We start from the raw sequence: 17,546 nt of genomic DNA on the forward strand, positions 1-17,546 counted from the left end.
CATAGATTCTATCATAAAACCATGATGAATTGATGAAATGTGTAAACTGCAGCAGAATGTGCTAAAATTAGCTAAATTATGACCCAATGGGAGAATCCATGCTTAATAATACTGCCTATCAAACGAACCTATCTGTGGTTGAGAATCTAGAACCGCGCCTGCTATGGCAATGGTTCGCCAAGATCTGCGCAATCCCACATCCAAGCTACCATGAAGAGGCGATCGCAAACCATATCGTTGACTGGGCGAAATCGCGAGGGCTTTCCGTGCGCCGTGATGATGTGGGTAATGTCATCATCGTTAAGCCTGCCACCAAAGGCATGGAGGATCGTGAATCTATCGCACTACAAGCACACCTTGACATGGTGCCTCAGGCGAATGCCGATACGCCGCATGATTTTAGCACTGATCCAATCCTGCTAAGAGTCAACCCTGATGATGAAGATTGGCTGATGGCGACAGGCACGACGCTTGGCGCGGATAATGGCATTGGCATGGCAAGCTGCCTTGCGGCGCTAGAGTCTGACGATCTGGCGCACCCACAAATAGAAGTGCTCTTGACTATGACCGAGGAGACGGGAATGGTGGGTGTGTTCGGACTGCAGGCAGGCGAGCTACAGTCGAAGCTGATGGTAAATACCGACACCGAGGAGATTGGTGAGATATATATCGGCTGTGCTGGCGGGATTGAGTCGAATATTCATCTGCCACTATCTCAGACGAATCACGGCTTTAGTGATGCGCTTAGCTTTACCATCAAAGGCCTAAAAGGCGGTCATTCTGGGCTAGATATTCATAAGAATCGCGGCAATGCCATTAAGATGATGGCGCGTGTTTTGGCAGAAGTGTTGCCGAAGTTTTATGGTGATTTTGCTATCCAAACGCTGACAGGTGGCACATTAAGAAACGCCATCCCTAGAGAGGCGAGCGTTAATCTGGTATTCTCATCTGATCGTCGTAATGAGCTTGTAGCAGCGTTGCAGGCGTCATTTGATGTGGTGCGTAACGAGGTGATGCGAGCAGAACCTGATGTGATGTGTCAGGTGGCTGACGCAGATCATGCAGGAACTGCGTTAACTTATGAAGATACCGCCAAGGCAATCCGTCTGTTAAATGTGCTACCGAGTGGCGTGGTGCGTCAGTCTGACTTAGCAGAGGATACGGTTGAGACTTCGCTATCATTTGGGGTGGCGAGCATTGATGAGCAAGGGCTATCTGCCAATCTGCTGATTCGCTCATTGGTTGAATCGGGTAAGGCGGCGATCTGCACGAGTTTGGATAATCTGGCGAGCCTTATGGGGGCAGCAGCTGAATTTACAGGGGATTATGTGGGATGGAATCCTGATGATCAGTCATTCATCACGCCGCTGACCGCACGGCTCTATGCGCAGATACTTCATGAACCACAGATCAAGGTGATTCATGCAGGGCTTGAGTGCGGTCTGATCAAACAAAGTCACCCAGACATGGACATCGTATCCATCGGCCCCACCATCAAAAATGCCCACTCACCCCAGGAGATGGTGCATGTTGACAGCGTAGCGACATACTGGCAGCTGCTCACGCAGATTCTGGAAAACGCACCAGTTCGGACGTGATCGGATGCTAAGATATTGATTAGCTGTATAAACTAAAAAGCTTGTCGTTGCGACAAGCTTTTTAGTTAGAGGTTATACATATTCATTCATGAATGACAGCATCTTATCCCAGCTGGCTTTGGCGGCATGTTCGTTATAGCCTAGATCGATGCCGTTATTGGCTGCTCGCTTGTCCGCCAATGGATTGGTAAAGCCGTGCTTGGCGTCGTCATAGACATCAATCTGATAGTCAACATTAGCGTGATCAAGTTCGGTTTTTAAGCCATCAATGGCGCTCATGGGAATCATGCTGTCAGCACCGCCATGTGCCACCAGCACCTTTGCCCCAAAAGACGCATCAGCAGGCTGGATGGGCGTTGGGTTGCCGTGGAAAGTGGCGACGGCTTTTAAGGGGATGCCTGTGCGTGCCATATCAAGGGCAAGCTTACCCCCAAAGCAATAGCCCACCGCGCCAATGCGTGCGCCATCCACTTCATCTAACGCGATAAAATCTTCATAAATGCGGCGACATCTGTCCATGAGTTCGCTCGGGTTATTAAGAACGGCGCTCATCCATTCATTGGCTTGTGCAGCATCGGTGGTTAGCTTGCCTTCCCCATAAACATCCAAGACGACCGCGGCAAAGCCTGCCTTGGCGAGGTCTTTTGCGACAGTTGTTGGATGGGTATCTTCTGCGCCCCACCATTCAGGTGCGACGATGATACCTCGAGCAGGCGCGGTGTTAGGCAGACAGACGTGGCTTAATAGGCGAGTGCCATCAGCGGCGATGGTGGTTAGGGTCTGGGTGGTCATAGGTCACTCCTTGTTAATTAAAATCATTAAAAAACTATCACTATCGTTAGACTAGCAGGATTTTTGGGCTTTGACAATGGGGTTTGGGCTTAAATTTATGGTGCTTTTTTGTTACAATGATCGAAATTTTAATAAGCTAACATAATGAGAGAATCAGCAGAACAACCAAGCCAATTGCGAGAGCGTTTCTGGGAAAAATACCCACTAAGTGAGCTCAATGACAGCGAGTGGGAGGCGCTTTGTGATGGGTGTGGGGTGTGCTGTTTGGTGAAGTTCTTGGACGATGACGATCCAAGATTTACCGAATATACCGACGTGGCATGTTGTCTCTTGGACTGTTCGACGGGGCATTGTGCTGATTATGCCAATCGTAAGTCTTATGTGCCTGATTGCATTCGCCTTACGTATGAGATGGTGTCTGGCATGATGTGGCTGCCAAGGCACTGCGCTTATAAGCGACTGCATCTAGGGCAGGGCTTGCCACATTGGCACTATCTGATCTCAGGGCAGGCGCGACATGAGCAGGCGATGGATAAATTCGGCGTGCGTGGCCGCTGTTATTCTGAGCTTGATTTTGATGATGACGAGATAGAAGAGCGCATCATCAGATGGGTGAAGATTTAGCGACTTATAAGCCTGTTCAGATGTTTTGATGGTTTGTTGTGTTTCTTGGTGGCGTGGAGGCGTAGCAATCAAAAATCCACCACTTTGAGCATATCAGCAGTAACCAAATAGCGCTTGAATAATCCTGTCAAATCCGTTAAATTAACCAAAAATTTCCCACAATAGAGGTTGAAGTCTTCTTATGTCAGACGACAGTCATTCGGGTGGTTGGACGCGCGGCTTAAAACGTTGGCTGTCCGCCGCCCCTGAAACTCGCGATGATTTGTTAAAATTGGTTCAAGATTCGCGCCAATTCCTAGAGCCAGACACGGTCGATATGTTAGAAGGTGTGCTGGATCTACCTGCCACCCAAGTGCGTGAGATTATGACGCCGCGCCCACAGCTTGCTGCCATCAGTAGTGATGCTGACATCTCAGACATTTTGGCGGTATTGCTTGAGACTGAGCATTCTCGTTATCCTGTGTTTGACAGTCATGATGATAATGCGATTTTGGGTATTTTACTTGCCAAAGATTTGATTCCGATTTTGGCGAGTCGCGCTGAAGGCATTGATCACCCATTTTTCTCAAAAGACATCGTCAGAAAGCCGCTATACATTAACGAAACCGCACGCTCTGACACACTGCTTCGCCTACTACAAAAGGCGCAAGTGCACATGGCGGTGGTGCTCGATGAATTTGGGTCGGTCTCTGGCATCGTCACGATGGAGGATCTGCTAGAGGAGATCGTGGGCGACATCGTTGATGAGCATGATGACATCGATGAAGACAGCGATATTAATAACATCGTACCACATCCCACCAAAGATGGCGTCTGGCTCGTGCAGGCATCGACATTGATCAGTGATTTTAATGACATTCTGGGGTCGAATTTCGATGATGCAGATGTCGATACCATGGGCGGATTGGTCATGCAGGCACTGGGCTCGGTAAGCCACCTAGAGGGCGAGACGGTGCGGATTAATGATTGGCAGATTGTCATTGTAGATGTCGAAGGGCGTTACATTCATCTGCTTGAGATGACGCTAAACCCAAATAGTACAATCTAAAAGATTGGATTGAGTGAATATACCAATAAGGCTTAGGTCTTATTGGTTCTTTATTGTAATTCGTCGCCAAATCTTTCAAATTCTGCTAAAATAATGGGTTAATTTAGCTATATTTAATCACGCCATGACCACCAAACCTATTTATCATCCCAACATCCCAACCAATACTCGTAGTAATGCTAAGAGCATTCGTCTGCCCATAGGAATCAAGCTCATCATCGCACTCGTCGCTGGTCTTGGGTTTAGCTTTGCGTTAGCGCCTTATTATCTGTGGCCTTTGGCGCTGTTCTCGGTGATGGCATTGTATGCGCTACTTGTGGGTGAAGATAGCGGTCGCCGCGGCTTTTGGATTGGCTGGGTGTATGGGTTTGGTACGTGGGTAATTGGTGCTTTTTGGCTTTATAATTCAATACATGAATATGGCGCGATACCTTCATGGCTTGCCTATATAATGATTGGTGTGATGGCGATTATCATGGGGCTTTTTCATGCGTTTTTTGCATGGGGCTTTGTGCGTTTCTTGGGTCGTCAGCCATTGGCATTTGCCTCGTTCTGGGTGATTCAAGAATGGCTAAAAACTTGGCTACTGTCGGGATTTCCTTGGTTGTTTGTAGGCTATGCATTCACCGAACAGACTTGGATGAACGGACTTGCCCCAGTCTTGGGGGTGTTTGGCATAAGTTTCGTGGCGGTGCTGTTTGCCGCATCGGTGGTTGAGCTGTTCCGCCATAAAGTTGCCTTTATCGGGCTAAGCGCGCTGACTTTGGCTGTGTCTTTTGGGTTGAGCCTTGTGGATTGGGTGAAACCATCGGGTGAGAAGCTGTCTGTCTCTTTGGTGCAGGGCAATATCCCACAAGACATGAAGTGGCTTACTGAATACCGTGTGCGCACACTTGAGATCTATGAAGATCTGTCTAAGAGTGAATGGGGGCGGGATGTTGTCATCTGGCCAGAAGCTGCGATCCCGATGTTCCATGATGAAGCCGAGCCATTCATCGCAGGCATGATTAATCGCGCTCGTAACAACGACTCAACTTGGGTGACAGGACTTATCTATCGCGACCTTAAGAATTACGATGAGAATCGCCACGCCTACCCACCAATTTATAACAGCGTGGCGGTGCTTGGCGAGACACAAGCGCTTTATAAGAAGCAGCGTCTTGTACCATTTGGTGAATATGTGCCGTTCGAAGGGTTGTTTAACTTGCTGCCTGATTTGGCGAACATGCAGGGTGCGATGAGCATCAGTCGTGGTTCAAGCAATCAAGCACCATTTACCATCAAAGGTCAAAACGTTGGTGCTGCCATCTGCTACGAGGTGGCATATCCTAAGACCACCCGTCATAATGCTAAGAATACCGATTTTCTCATGACGATCTCTAATGATGCGTGGTTCGGCAGTTCGGCAGGTCCTTGGCAGCATCTGCAGATGGTTCAGATGCGAAGCCTTGAGACGGGGCGTTATTTTGTGCGTGCAACGAACACAGGTGTGACCGCCATCATCAACCAAAAAGGTCAAATCGTCAATCAAGCACCACAGTTCGAGCGTACGGTATTACGCGGTGAAGTTGAATCGATGTCGGGCGTGACGCCATTTGTAAGATTCGGCAGCTATCCGATTTTGGTGTTGAGCGCGCTGCTGATTTTGCTGAGTTTCGTGGCCAAATACGGCAAATCAAAAACCAGCAGAACCCAAAAATACTACACTGGTAAGGGCGTTCGTGATTAAAAATTGATGAATTTTACCCAAATTTTGTGTAATAATTCCTTAATCGACCAAAGGAATTGTACAAAATCGCAAAATTTGGTATATAATAGGGTAAATTTATCTCATTTTGTATTTACAATTAACCCATCTTAATGACAGGTGATTTATGGCACATGATGCATCAAATAATAACCCAACCAAAGAGACGCTAACAGCATTGGTTGGTATTGTTCTTTTACTTGTAATGATTGCGGCGATCGGTATTTTTGCTTGGTTACGTCCAGCAGGCGAGCATCAGCCAAAAGCACCAACAGCTGAAGAAGCTGCTGCAGAAGCTAGCACAGACTCTGTTGAAGCACCAGCAACGCAAGCCAGCGATGCTGCAGTGGCTGAAGCTCAAGACAAGCTAGACCAAACACCAGAAAACGCGCAAGCGCCAACTCAAGCAACCGCGACTGCTGAGACACCTGCTGCACCATCTGCACCGAGCGACACAACCAATGCCGCGCCTGCACCCCAATCAGCTGAAGATAAAGAAGCAGCGAAAACTGAATAAATTCAGACGTCATTATAAAACCCTTGCAACTGCTAAGGGTTTTATTTTGGGTGTTATGCCAAGCGTCGTGTGTACGCCCATGCAGCCAGCATCGCAAGAAGTGCGACTGCCGCGCCAACGTGTCCAATGTGAATCAAGCTCATCTGTGCGATGACAATGCCTCCAAGCAACGCACCGCCGCCAATGCCGATATTAAATATCCCTGAGAATATACTCATGGCAACGTCTGTGGCTTTTGGCGCGAGGCGCAGCACCTGTATCTGTAGCACCAGACTGATGGTGGTCGCACCAATGCCCCACAAGAAGGCATTAATAACCCAAAGCGCCGACATGTCAGAAAACAAGAATAATGTGCTAAGTCCCAAGGCGATCGCCATCATGGCAAGCCATAAAAACGATCTTTCCATACGTTCATAATAACGACCAAAGAGTATGCTTGCCACAATGCCTGCAAGCCCAAACATTAGCAATATCCAAGTTGCAAAGTTCGCCGAGAAATTCACCACGTTTAACATGAATGGCTCAATATAGCTATAAGCAGTAAAATGCGCGGTCACGATGAGTATTATCATCAGATACACTAATAATAGCGGTGTGTTTTTTAGGATGTCGGGCAGGCTTTTGATGTTGCCGACATTACGACTGGGTAGATTTGGCAGGATTTTCCACAAGATCACAAGGCAAATCAATGCCAATACACCAATGAGTGCAAAGCTTGCTCGCCAGCCTAGATACTGACCCACCAATCGCCCGATCGGCAAGCCCAGCACGGCAGCAAGTGCCGAACCTGTGGCAAGCAGACCTAATGCTTTGGTGCGTTTGTCCTTGGCAGCAAGACGCACGACGAGGCTTGCGGTAATCGACCAAAAGATCGCATGAGCTAAGGCTACGCCTGTACGCGCGATGAGCAAAACGCCAAAGCTAGTCGCCACCGCCGATAAAATATGACTTGCCACGAACAGTGTGAAGACGCCAACTAGCAATCGCTTTCGCTCGATTTTGGCGGTCGCAAGCATGAGTGGCAGTGAGACGAGTGCGACGATCCAGGCATAGACGGTCATCATGATGCCTACTTTATCGACAGGCATGCTAAAGCTTGTGCCGATGTCTGAGAGTAGGGCGATGGGAATGTATTCTGTCGTATTAAAAATGAATGCTGCAAAGGCAAGAAGCATCACTCGATAAGTGCGTAAGCGGTCGATCTGGGTGGTGGTAAGCATGACTGTGGCTGCTGATAAGTTTTTTTGGAGGGGGGGGTAAATTGTACCACGATTTTTTGATAAATCGATGACGATGCTTGGTCATTAAAATCGCAATCGTGTAAAAAATAACGGATTATGATAGAATTTCAGCATTCAATCTAATGAGAGTAATCAGGAGTATCTATGGCAGTATCAGCCCAAATTCGTCGCGAACGCATCACAAAGCTTCGCGCACTCATGCAAAAAAACGGCATCGATGCCATCGTTGTGCCGTCGGCAGATCCACACATGTCTGAGTATCTGCCCAAGTACTGGCAAGGCCGAAAATGGCTGTCAGGTTTCTCAGGTTCGGTGGGTACACTGGCGATCACACAAGATTTTGCAGGCGTGTGGACGGACAGTCGCTATTGGGTGCAGGCACCGATGCAGCTTGCTGATACAGGCATCGAACTTCAAAAGATGGAACAGGGGCGTCCAACCTTTGGTAAGTTTTTGGTGGACAATTTACCAAATGGTGCCAAGGTTGCCATTGATGGTGCTGTGTTGTCGGTGGCAGAATTTGATAGCTTAAGCCAAACTTTTGCAGATAAGGGTATTGAGCTGGTCACGCACCTTGATTTGTTGGCGGAAGTTTGGGATGATCGCCCAAGCCTACCAACTGAGGCCATCTATCCGCATCCAAGTGAATTTTTGGATGGTACATCAGCCGACAAGCTTGCCAAAGTACGCACCAAAATGAATGAGCTTGGCGCGGATTTTCATCTGATTTCCAGCCTTGATGATATTGCTTGGCTGACTGATTTGCGTGGTAGCGACGTGTCATTTAACCCCGTGTTTTTGTCGCATTTATTGGTTGGTAAAGACAGCGCGGTACTGTTTGTCGATGAACAAAAATTAAATGAAGATGCCAAGATTGCCTTGCAGAATGCAGGCATCGCCACGGCGGATTATTCCGCTGTTACGACAGCCTTGGCAGACATAACAGGCACGCTGTTAATCGACCCTGCTAAAGTTGCCATCAGCACCATCAAGCAAGTGCCGGGCAGTGTAACTATCGTGCGCGCGATGAACCCAAGTACGGTGTTAAAGGCAATAAAATCGGACATCGAGCTAAACCACGTGCAAGAAGCGATGCGTCAAGATGGTGCAGCGTTGTGTCATTTCTTTAGTCGCCTTGAGCAGCGTGTGGCAGCAGGCGATGCGATTACCGAGCTGGATATTAACACCATGCTGAACGATGCACGCAGCGAGCAGCCAAACCACGTTTCGGCAAGCTTTGACACCATTGCAGGCTTTAAGGGCAATGGGGCGATTGTGCATTATAAGGCCATTAAAGATAACCACGCTCAGATTGTAGGTTCGGGGCTGTTGCTGATCGATTCTGGGGCGCAGTATTACAATGGCACCACCGACATCACACGTATGGTGGGCATTGGCGACATCAGCGATGATGAGAAGCGCGATGTCACTTATGTCCTAAAGGCGCACATCGCATTAGCAGCCGCAGTCTATCCTGTGGGTATTCCATCATCTCAGCTGGATGTCTTGGCGCGTAATCAGCTGTGGCAGCTGGGTCTAGATTATGGACATGGCACAGGGCATGGTGTGGGTTATTTTCTAAATGTCCACGAAGGTCCGCAGGTCATCTCGCGTAATGCGCCAACATCGACAGAGCGAACCATGCAATTGGGCATGATCACCAGTAACGAACCGGGGCTATACCGTGAAGGCAAGTGGGGCGTTCGCCTTGAGAATCTGGTGGCGACCGTGCCTGCGCACAGCACCGAGTTTGGCGAATTTGCTAAGTTTGAAGATTTGACTTTGTGTCCGTTTGACACTCGTCTGCTATTGCCAGAATTATTGACCACCGAAGAAAAAAACTGGCTCAATGATTATCACAAAAAAGTACACGATGCGCTGATTGATCGTGTTGATGGCGACGCCAAAGCGTGGCTCATCGAGCGCACCCAAGCAGTATAACGTCAATAAAAAATCCGTCCATTCTGGGCGGATTTTTTTGGCTTAATTTGACATCATTTGAATAATATTCCCCACTTTATCCAAACATTCTTGATATTCACTCTCCATATCCGATTTTATGGTAACACCGCCTCCTGCCCAAAGTTCTGTTTTTTGCCATTTTTGCAACGTGCGAATGAGTACATTCCAATTACCCGTACCGTCAAAATTCATATAGCCCATGGTTCCGCAATACGCCCCACGGGGAGATATTTCTAATTCATGGATAATCTCGCACGCCCGTTTTTTTGGTGTGCCTGTGATTGACCCTGCGGGCAAACTGCCAAACAAGACTTCTAGGCTATGTACGTCCTTTAATCGGGCGGTGATGGTGCTAACCATATGATGTACGTTTTTAAAACTTTCAATGGCAAAGCGTTTGGGAGTTTTTACCGTGCCGATATGGGCGTATTTGCCTAAGTCATTACGAAGTAAATCCACAATCATTAAATTTTCGCTAATGTCTTTTTCGCTGTTTTTGAGTTCATTTTTTAACTCATTGTCTATATCAATATCATCATGGCGTGGGCGTGTGCCTTTTATGGGTTTTGTGATGATATGAATATTATTTTCTATTTTATGAAATTCAAAAAATAATTCAGGCGATACCGATAAAATTTCAAATTCACCTAATTTTAAAAACCCTGCAAATGGGGCATTGATTTTATCTTGCAAATGGGGCAAATAACTGGCCAAATTACCCAAATCTGCTTGCCATTTTTGGGTAAGGTTAATTTGATAAGTATCGCCTGCCTTGATATATTCTTGGGTTTGGTTAAAGGCGTGATTATAATCCGATTTTTGCCATGATGAGATAAATTGGGCAGGTGTTGGTTTTGGTAATTGTTGATTTAATAACTCAGTTAAACTATTCTTTATTTCATCAAAAATTTGTTTATCAACATTGATACCAATCAAGTCAAATCCATGCTCGCACGGCTTAATATAAATGTCATAATGCCCAAAATAAGCACAAGGCTGGTTGGGCTTGATAGTGATGCTGGGATTTAATTCGTGAGCTGATAGGTCATAACCGATAAAGCCCATTAAGCCGTGCGTATATTCGCCGTGGTGTGTAGGGCCTGGGGTGTGGGCTTGGCAGTAGGCGATAAGCTCGTTTTGCCAATCGGTGTAGGTGGCAGGGTAGGTGTGGTTGTCGTTTTGGCGAGTTTTTTTGTGAATGGATAAGCCGTTTGTAAAGACAGCGGTCCACGAAACAACAGGGTAAATGCCAATGACGGGGCGATGAGTGTTGTGCAAAAAACACACCTGCCAATCGGGGTGGTGCGTGGCAATCAAGGCGGTAAGGGTGCTTGGACTGTGGGTGGTGGTAAAGTGGTGTGTGAGCATTTTTAAAGAAAGATGAGAAAAGTCGAATTTTAATGCAAGTTCGGTAAAAATAAAACCCTATTTTTGAAATAGGGTTTTATTATGATTTTGGGTTTTATTTTAACCCTTAAACTTTCTTACCACCAACGCCGAGTTTGTCCCACCAAAACCAAAACTATTGCTCATGACGGTGTTAATCTCGGTTTGTCGTGTGGTCTCAACGATGTCAAAAGGCTTGGCTTTTTCGTCCATGTCGGTGATATTAATACTCGGGGCGATAAAGTCGTTATTCATCATCAGCACGCAATAAATCAGCTCTTGCACGCCTACTGCTCCTAGGCTATGCCCTGTCATGGATTTGGTGGAGCTAATGGGTGGAGTTTTGTCCGCACCGCCAAACACGTCTGCAATGGCGTGTAGTTCCGTGATGTCGCCAAGCGGTGTTGATGTGCCGTGCGAATTGACATAATCCACTGTGTCAAGCCCTGCCTGCGATAGGGCGATTTGCATACAGCGAGTTGCCCCTTCTCCGCTTGGGGCGACCATTTCCGCTCCGTCTGATGTTGCCCCATAGCCCACGATTTCCGCCAGGATTGTCGCTCCACGCGCCTGTGCGTGCTCTAAGCTCTCCACAACCACCATACCGCCACCACCTGCGATGACAAAGCCGTCTCGGGTGCTATCATAAGGGCGACTTGCAGTTGTGGGGGTGTCGTTGTAGCTCGTACTCATCGCCCCCATGGCATCAAACATACACGACTGTGTCCAATGCTCACTCTCACCGCCCCCTGCGATGACCATGTCCGCCTTGCCAAGCTGGATAAGTTCCATGGCATGACCGATACAGTGGCTAGACGTGGCACAAGCGGACGACAACGAATAGCTAATGCCCTTAATCTTTAACCCTGTGGCAAGCGTGGCGGACACTGTGCTACTCATGATTTTTGGTACTGCCATGGCTCCCACGCCACGCAGTCCCTTGGCTTTCATGTTATCCACTGAGCCTACCACGTCTGCCGTGCTTGCTCCGCCTGAGCCCGCCACAATCGACACACGCACGTTATCCGCCACATCACTAAGGGTGAGACCTGCGTTATCTATGGCAGACAAGGCGGACACATAGGCGTATAGGCTAGCATCCGACATAAAGCGTTTTAATTTGCGGTCAATGGCAGACGTATCAAGCGTGCTCTGGTCAATAGAACCTGACACGCATGATTTAAAGCCATTATCAGCATAGCTTTGGTTAAAGACAATGCCTGATTTGCCGTTTTTTAGGCTTTCGGTAACGGCGGCTAGGTCATTGCCGATATTTGAGACAATGCCCATGCCTGTGATGACGACTCTTTTCATGGAATGTTCCTTGTGAGATATAAAAAGTTTACAGTTGTATTTTGGTTATTGTAACAAATTATTTGATAAAAATGGAAATTTTTAAAGTGGGGAATTTGCAGCATGCGCCATTGCCTGCATAAATTGCCAAAGTTTTCATTTCCTTAATCTGCCAGTAATATTTGGTGCGCAGGATAACATTTTCGCTAAGTTTTTATTTGGCAAGGGTGCGGTCTTTATGATAGTATTAAAGATATACATTGTGTAAAATTTATTCAAAAAATAGCATCCAAGAAATAGCATCCAAGGAGATTATGATGTCAAATAAAGAATCCCACAACGAAAATTTAGATAACCTAGACAATCTGGCTGACTCACTAGATGCCACAGATGGCGTCGAAGTCGTGGCGCAAGTAGATATTGATAACAAATCTGTACAAGACGTGTTGGTGGTTAAGGATTCTCGCGATGCCCAAGAGCCTAAAGGCAATGTTCAAGACAGCCAAGATGAGACCAATCAGGACGAATCCACGTCTATCAAACAAACAGTTGATAACGCACTGGATGAAATGGTGTCTAAAGCCGCTAACATTGGCAAGGGCGAGCAGGGTGGTCTAGATGATTTACAAAATGCTGCCAAAGAGGTCATCGAAGACGTCAGGGACAAGGTTGAAAGCACTAAGCAAAAAGCCCAAGACGAGCTAGGCAATCTTATTGAAGATGCCAAAGAGCGTGCGACTGATGCCAAAGAAAAGTTAACCCAAAACATTCAAGAAATCAAAGAGACAGTTGAAGCGCAAGGGACTGATGGCGATGCCAAAGGTGGTCTGGCCGGCTCACTTGGCAAACTTGGCGCATTCTTAAGTGCGATGAATGGCTCAAAATCGACTAGCGAGCCTTATCATGCGGTCGATCTTAACGCCAAAGAATATGAACAAGACGCTTTTCGTAAGCAGACATCGAGCATGAGCGCTAAGTTATTTGGTCCAAAATTCACCACTGCCCAATCTTTGGTGGGTAAAGTCGCTCCGAGCTTTAATAGTGACAGTATGACCGATTTTATTTTTAATAAAGCAGCTAGCTGGGCGAATAATTGGGCAGAAAAAGATCTGGCCAGAGATTCTCGTTTTGCCAATTTATCCAGTCTGACCGATATGGAGCGCGATGATTTTGCGCGCGATGCCGCCAATCAGAACCGTGCCTTGGCGGTGATGGGTGGTTTGGCGGGTCTTGCAGGTATTAAGGGTCTGATCGCAGATGCTGGATGGCTTTTGATGGTGTCATTAAAGGCGGTGTATCAGTTGGCGCTGATCTATGATAAGCCATTAACCGGTAAAGAAGGCATTAAGATCGCCTATGGCGTGCTGTCAGGCGCTAACTTGACCAGACTTCAAGAAAAGCAAATCATCCTAACAGCACTCGCCTTAGGTAATACCGTATTTGCCAATGCAGAGCGTTCAAGCTTAAATCAGGAGCTGCAGAATGTCGGCCTAAAATACAGTGCCGGTGAATTGTTCAACAAACAGTTTGATGACCTTTCAAAATATGTCAATATCGATAACTTAAAATTAGGCTGGTTTGGTAAGCTGCTGCCGGTCACTTCGGTAGGTGTTGGCGCGTATTATAACCGCGAGCTGATCGAAGAGGTGCTGGGTACAGCGATGGCTACTTTTCGCCCAGAACGTCCGCAATTATTGACCGAAAATCAGCACTCACAAGAAATAGACGCCAATGAAAAACCCGCTGATAAAAATGATTAAATTGTGTTATCAGCTGTCATAAGCTGGTTATCACTGATGATATTCAAGCATGAGCTAAGTTATTTTTTTGCTTGTGCTTGAATTTTTTTGACTTTGACTATATAATATAGTGCCCCCAAAAGGGGATAGTCGGCTATTGCATAAAAAAATAGCCATATTGTTAATAACGGGAGAAATTGCCAATGGCAACTACAAACCAACTTATCCGTAAAGGTCGTAAGACCATTACTGAAAAGTCGAAAGTACCTGCACTACAAGCCTGCCCACAACGTCGCGGCGTTTGTACTCGTGTATATACTACGACTCCAAAAAAACCTAACTCAGCCATGCGTAAAGTGTGCCGTGTACGTCTAACTTCTGGCTACGAAGTATCTAGCTACATCGGCGGTGAAGGTCACAATCTTCAAGAGCACAGTGTTGTATTGATCCGTGGTGGTCGTGTAAAAGACCTTCCAGGTGTTCGTTATCACACCGTGCGTGGCGCACTTGACTGTGCAGGCGTGAAAGATCGTAAACAAGGCCGTTCTAAGTACGGTGCTAAGCGTCCTAAGGCATAAGCCTAAAGACATCATTTGCGTATTTTAGGGCTTGGTGTGTCAAACCCACATACGCAGTAAGGCTGGTTAAGCTAGCTTTTATACCAGATTATCCTGAAGATATAAGGAAACTATTATGCCAAGACGTCGTGTCGTCGCTGCCCGTGAAATCCTACCAGATCCTAAATTCGGCAGCCAAACCATCGCAAAATTCATCAACCACGTAATGGTTGATGGTAAAAAATCAGTCGCTGAAAAAATCGTTTACGGCGCACTAGAGACTGTTGCTGCTAAGCGCAACGTTGAAGATCCAGTTGCATTCTTTGAAGAAGTGCTAGAAAGCGTTCGCCCAACGGTGGAAGTTAAAGCTCGCCGTGTTGGTGGTGCTACCTACCAAGTACCTATGGAAGTACGTCCCTCCCGTCGTACTGCCCTAGCCATGCGTTGGTTGGCTGACGCCGCTGCTAAGCGCTCTGAAAAATCAATGGCTCTACGTCTAGCTGGTGAGCTAAACGATGCAGCAGAAGGTAAAGGCGCTGCCATCAAGAAACGTGATGACGTTCACCGTATGGCTGATGCGAACAAAGCGTTCTCGCACTTCCGCTTCTAATTTAAGAAGTGCTGTCAAGCATTTCTTAATAACAGGTGCATTGGCTTGGATGATGTCTTATCATCCAAGTCAGCCCATATAAGTCTGATTGTCATGTTTTGGTCATGAATATTGATTAAAATTATCCATCAGACACCCAATTAATCAGAATTTTTCTAGGAAAAATTATGGCACGTAAAACCCCCCTAAACAGATATCGTAACATCGGTATCTCTGCGCACATCGATGCTGGTAAAACCACCACATCTGAGCGTATTTTGTTCTACACAGGTAAGAACCACAAACTAGGTGAAGTGCACGAAGGCGCTGCCACCATGGACTGGATGGAGCAAGAGCAAGAGCGTGGTATTACCATCGCATCAGCAGCAACCACTTGCTTTTGGTCAGGTATGTCCGATCAATTCCCAGAGCATCGTATCAACCTAATTGACACCCCCGGCCACGTTGACTTCACCATCGAAGTTGAACGTTCTATGCGTGTACTAGACGGTGCGTGTATGGTTTACTGTGCGGTTGGCGGTGTGCAGCCTCAGTCAGAAACTGTATGGCGTCAAGCTAACAAATATAAAGTGCCACGTCTTGCGTTCGTCAACAAAATGGACCGTACTGGTGCGAACTTCTTCCGCGTAGTTGAGCAAGTAAAAACTCGTCTAGGTGGTAACCCTGTACCTGTAGTTGTGCCAATCGGTGCTGAAGATAACTTTGAAGGTGTTGTTGACCTGCTTGAGATGAAATCTATCATCTGGGATGTAGAATCTCAAGGCATGAAGTTTGAATATGGCGAAATTCCTGCTGACCTGGTTGATGTTGCTAAAGAATGGCGCAACAACATGGTTGAAGCAGCAGCTGAAAGTTCAGAAGAGCTGATGGACAAGTACCTAGAAGAAGGTGATCTGTCTCGTGAAGACATCGTAGCTGGTCTTCGTACTCGTACACTAGCATGTGAAATCCAACCAATGCTATGTGGTACTGCCTTTAAAAACAAAGGCGTACAGCGTATGCTTGACGCGGTGATCGAATTCCTACCTGCGCCAAATGACGTTGAAGCCATCCGTGGTATCCTAGATGACAAAGACGAAACCGAAGGTACTCGTGAGTCTTCTGATGATGAACCATTTGCTGGTTTGGCGTTCAAAATCCAAAACGATAAGTACGTTGGTAACTTGACTTATGTACGTATCTATTCTGGTGTTGCTCAGCAAGGTGACAGCGTATATAACCCTGTTAAGATGAAGCGTGAGCGCATCGGTCGTATCGTTGAGATGCACGCTAACTCACAAGAAGAAGTGAGCGAAGCCCGTGCTGGTGACATCGTAGCATTCGTAGGTCTAAAAGACGTAACTACTGGTGATACACTGTGTGATAATGACAATGTTATCACTCTTGAGCGCATGGAATTCCCAGATCCAGTTATCAGCCTAGCGGTTGAGCCAAAAACCAAAGCTGACCAAGAGAAGATGTCTATCGCTCTAGGTCGTCTGGCTAAAGAAGACCCTTCATTCCGTGTACGCACTGATGAAGAATCAGGTCAAACCATCATCTCTGGTATGGGTGAGCTACACCTTGACATTATCGTTGACCGCATGAAGCGTGAATTTAACGTTGAAGCGAACATCGGTGCTCCTCAAGTTGCATACCGTGAAACGATCCGTCAAACTGTTGAAGTTGAAGGTAAATTCGTTCGTCAAACTGGTGGTCGTGGTAAGTTCGGTCACGTTTGGCTACGTCTTGAGCCGCTTGATCCAGAAGGTGAAGTGGAATACGAATTTGCTGAAGAAATCGTGGGTGGTGTTGTACCTAAAGAATACCACGGTGCAGTAGATAAAGGTATCCAAGAGCGTATGAAAAACGGCGTTCTAGCAGGCTACCCAGTAGTTAACGTTAAAGCAACTCTATATGATGGTTCATACCATGACGTTGACTCTGACGAATTATCTTTCAAAATGGCAGGTTCTATGGCATTCAAGAAAGGCTTTATGCAAGCCTCTCCAGCATTGCTTGAGCCTATCATGAAAGTAGAAGTTGAGACTCCAGAAGACTACATGGGCGACATCATGGGCGACTTGAACCGTCGTCGTGGTATGGTTCAAGGTATGGACGATCTACCTGGCGGCACCAAAGCCATCCGCGCTGAAGTACCGCTTGCTGAGATGTTCGGTTATGCTACCCAAATGCGTTCTATGTCTCAAGGTCGTGCGACTTACTCTATGGAATTCGCAAAATACCAAGAGACTCCGAAGAACGTTGCTGATGAGATCATCAAGAAGTTCACTGCTAAAGACGACGACGAGTAATTTACTCATCTGTTAATCTAACAATACTTGATTGCAAGCATTATTTGAATGTCTTGCAATCAATGTAGCAGATTTAAATTTTATTTTTAAATTGTCTTATATCGATCAGATTAAGATCATTCTAAAAGGATTAGTATC

The 17,546-nt window shown here is 46.7% G+C and carries 14 protein-coding genes; 10 read left to right on the forward strand and 4 right to left on the reverse strand.

What is annotated here, in order from left to right; translation table 11 throughout:
• The first annotated feature begins 98 nt into the window (after positions 1-98).
• Entirely contained in the window at positions 99-1,598 is a 1,500-nt protein-coding gene (locus MBO_RS04040) for an aminoacyl-histidine dipeptidase (RefSeq protein ID WP_036364030.1), read from the forward strand.
• Between the two features lie 72 nt (positions 1,599-1,670).
• On the opposite strand, the gene MBO_RS04045 is transcribed toward MBO_RS04040, so the two are convergent.
• The gene (locus MBO_RS04045; RefSeq protein ID WP_036364032.1) at positions 1,671-2,390 is read right to left on the reverse strand and encodes a dienelactone hydrolase family protein; all 720 of its coding nucleotides are present in this window, start codon (positions 2,388-2,390) and stop codon (positions 1,671-1,673) included.
• A 144-nt stretch (positions 2,391-2,534) separates the two neighbouring features.
• Here MBO_RS04045 and MBO_RS04050 point away from each other — a divergent pair, with 144 nt between their 5' ends.
• The 4 genes from MBO_RS04050 (at position 2,535) to MBO_RS04065 (ending at position 6,326) form a co-directional block, all read left to right on the forward strand.
• Positions 2,535-3,014, forward strand: coding sequence for a YcgN family cysteine cluster protein (locus tag MBO_RS04050; RefSeq protein WP_036364034.1), 480 nt, complete (start codon positions 2,535-2,537; stop codon positions 3,012-3,014).
• Positions 3,015-3,195: 181 nt separating this feature from the next.
• Positions 3,196-4,062 (forward strand): transporter associated domain-containing protein, encoded by an 867-nt coding sequence (locus MBO_RS04055; RefSeq protein ID WP_036364038.1) that lies wholly within the window; start codon positions 3,196-3,198, stop codon positions 4,060-4,062.
• Positions 4,063-4,186: 124 nt separating this feature from the next.
• Positions 4,187-5,791, forward strand: a complete 1,605-nt coding sequence (gene lnt / locus MBO_RS04060; protein WP_052585296.1) for an apolipoprotein N-acyltransferase — start codon at positions 4,187-4,189, stop codon at positions 5,789-5,791.
• Between the two features lie 145 nt (positions 5,792-5,936).
• Positions 5,937-6,326 carry a hypothetical protein gene (locus tag MBO_RS04065; RefSeq protein ID WP_036364041.1) on the forward strand — a complete coding sequence of 130 codons (390 nt, stop codon included), beginning with the start codon at positions 5,937-5,939 and terminating at the stop codon, positions 6,324-6,326.
• 53 nt (positions 6,327-6,379) lie between these two features.
• Here MBO_RS04065 and MBO_RS04070 read toward each other — a convergent pair whose 3' ends face one another.
• On the reverse strand, positions 6,380-7,546 hold the full coding sequence (locus tag MBO_RS04070) for a sugar transporter (RefSeq protein ID WP_036364045.1): 1,167 nt from the start codon (positions 7,544-7,546) through the stop codon (positions 6,380-6,382).
• Between the two features lie 165 nt (positions 7,547-7,711).
• Here MBO_RS04070 and MBO_RS04075 point away from each other — a divergent pair, with 165 nt between their 5' ends.
• On the forward strand, positions 7,712-9,508 hold the full coding sequence (locus tag MBO_RS04075; protein WP_036364050.1) for a M24B family metallopeptidase: 1,797 nt from the start codon (positions 7,712-7,714) through the stop codon (positions 9,506-9,508).
• A gap of 42 nt (positions 9,509-9,550) precedes the next feature.
• Here MBO_RS04075 and MBO_RS04080 read toward each other — a convergent pair whose 3' ends face one another.
• Complete coding sequence (locus tag MBO_RS04080) at positions 9,551-10,816, reverse strand: anthranilate synthase component I family protein (RefSeq protein WP_227712665.1); 1,266 nt, start codon at positions 10,814-10,816, stop codon at positions 9,551-9,553.
• Positions 10,817-10,996: 180 nt separating this feature from the next.
• On the reverse strand, positions 10,997-12,229 hold the full coding sequence (locus tag MBO_RS04085; protein WP_036364056.1) for a beta-ketoacyl synthase N-terminal-like domain-containing protein: 1,233 nt from the start codon (positions 12,227-12,229) through the stop codon (positions 10,997-10,999).
• Between the two features lie 296 nt (positions 12,230-12,525).
• Between MBO_RS04085 and MBO_RS04090 the strand changes: the two genes are divergently transcribed.
• From MBO_RS04090 to fusA, 4 genes are all read left to right on the forward strand, one after another.
• The gene (locus MBO_RS04090) at positions 12,526-13,968 is read left to right on the forward strand and encodes an EcsC family protein (RefSeq protein ID WP_052585297.1); all 1,443 of its coding nucleotides are present in this window, start codon (positions 12,526-12,528) and stop codon (positions 13,966-13,968) included.
• Between the two features lie 182 nt (positions 13,969-14,150).
• Positions 14,151-14,525: a 30S ribosomal protein S12 gene (gene rpsL, locus MBO_RS04095; RefSeq protein WP_029102685.1), complete on the forward strand. Its 375-nt coding sequence runs from the start codon at positions 14,151-14,153 to the stop codon at positions 14,523-14,525.
• 115 nt (positions 14,526-14,640) lie between these two features.
• Positions 14,641-15,114: a 30S ribosomal protein S7 gene (rpsG, locus tag MBO_RS04100; protein WP_036364066.1), complete on the forward strand. Its 474-nt coding sequence runs from the start codon at positions 14,641-14,643 to the stop codon at positions 15,112-15,114.
• A gap of 167 nt (positions 15,115-15,281) precedes the next feature.
• Entirely contained in the window at positions 15,282-17,408 is a 2,127-nt protein-coding gene (gene fusA / locus MBO_RS04105; RefSeq protein WP_036364068.1) for an elongation factor G, read from the forward strand.
• Positions 17,409-17,546 lie beyond the last annotated feature (138 nt).

The organism is Moraxella bovoculi 237, from assembly GCF_000696305.2.
Lineage (GTDB): Bacteria > Pseudomonadota > Gammaproteobacteria > Pseudomonadales > Moraxellaceae > Moraxella > Moraxella bovoculi.